3 protein-coding genes are annotated in these 1,450 nt (G+C 44.6%); all 3 read left to right on the forward strand.

The window, feature by feature from the left end:
• Window positions 1-900 (forward strand): hypothetical protein (locus WBG83_RS22390; RefSeq protein WP_336747607.1); only part of this gene is annotated, 900 nt, incomplete at its 5' end.
• Between the two features lie 20 nt (window positions 901-920).
• Window positions 921-1,175, forward strand: coding sequence for a hypothetical protein (locus tag WBG83_RS22395; protein WP_336747608.1), 255 nt, complete (start codon window positions 921-923; stop codon window positions 1,173-1,175).
• A gap of 87 nt (window positions 1,176-1,262) precedes the next feature.
• On the forward strand, window positions 1,263-1,445 hold the full coding sequence (locus WBG83_RS22400; protein WP_336747609.1) for an AbrB/MazE/SpoVT family DNA-binding domain-containing protein: 183 nt from the start codon (window positions 1,263-1,265) through the stop codon (window positions 1,443-1,445).
• The last annotated feature ends 5 nt before the right edge of the window (window positions 1,446-1,450 follow it).

Genomic DNA, 1,450 nt, shown 5'->3' on the forward strand with positions numbered 1-1,450 from the left:
AAGACGCTGCAGCTCGGCGGCACGTCTTACGACCCGACGAACTATTCTTTCAAAAACGGACGGTATGCTACGACGATGACCCAAAAGGACGGCAGCATTTATCTGTATTGGTCGAATGAGGTTACCTACCAATCTGCAAGCTTCTTGCGGGTATTTGTTTCGGTATACGCAGACGGGCGCTGGACAGCTCAGGCTGTACAGGCAATCAACATCGAGAAGAAAAAGGGTGTGTACTATAAGCTGGCTTACGCAGGTAACCAAATATTTCTCCGGGATGATGTTGGGATTCGGGTCATTCCTGTATCCGACTACGGCAACTCAAGGCCAGACAAGCACATTTTAATCAGCCCGACTTCCAGCAGTAATGAGCTTTTTAGTGTGGCCTATTATGGGGCCAAGGCTGGGGTTCTGTTTGGGACTCCGGATTTGCTGGGGATGTATTTTGATGAAGATACCGTTATTGGTGTACAAGATCGGCACCGGGTGTTGTCGGGGCAAAAAGGAAACCAGTACGTCTATAATCCGGATACAAAGCGGCTGAATATCTACAATGGGTCAGCCATTCGGCAGCTCGATGTCAAGAACGGAGAGCTGATTTATGATGAGCAGGGGAAAGATTTTATCATAAAGCCGGTCAAGGGCTCCTTATTATCTGCACCTGCATATCACAGTGGGAAAATGATTTATGTATATCAAACGGGCAAAAGGGCGCGAGTGGCTGTGGTGGACGCCACTTCCTTGCAATTGGAATCGGATGAGTTCACCAACTACTATGTCGATTCCAATTACAAAGGCTTGACGCTTCTCCCTACATCTGACGAGTTGCGTCTGGTTGGATTAAGTGAGTATGAGCGTCGACCAGTCCTCAAAGCGGTTGTTATAAAAAATACAAGTAAATGATAGCTAAGGAGATGAAGCTAATGAAAAAATACGAAGACTGGGGAAATAGTTACCTTCACGATTTTTTACAAGTGAATGACTTGGTAGATGAAGAATTCGTTAATTATTTCCTTAATGAGCTCCCTCCAGCATACTGGACGGGTAGCATCATTCAAATAGGGGAGCCGCACAGCCATGTAGGAGGGCGGGCTACTTTCGATACGTTGAAAAAAACGCCTGAAGGTTGGAGATATGCCGGGCATTGCTATATTGGAGATACAGAGCACAGGGAATAAAATTCACATTACCCTCTTTCCAAATATAGGATGTTATAGTAAGATTGAATTATCTATAAAATCCAAGAATGAAGGATGGTAATATAAATGGAGTTAGCAAAAGTGACGGGTAATAACCATATCACCATACCCAAGGTGATTCGAGACAAGTTAGGTGTAAAAGTTGGAGATCATGTCGCTTTCATTGAGGAGTTTGGTCAAATTGTTATTGTGAAGGCGACGGTGACCATTGAAAGAACTAAAGAAGGGATGGAGGAGAATGGAACCTAAATTGC

Source organism: Paenibacillus sp. y28, assembly GCF_037137075.1.
Taxonomy (GTDB): Bacteria; Bacillota; Bacilli; order Paenibacillales; family NBRC-103111; genus JBBBNV01.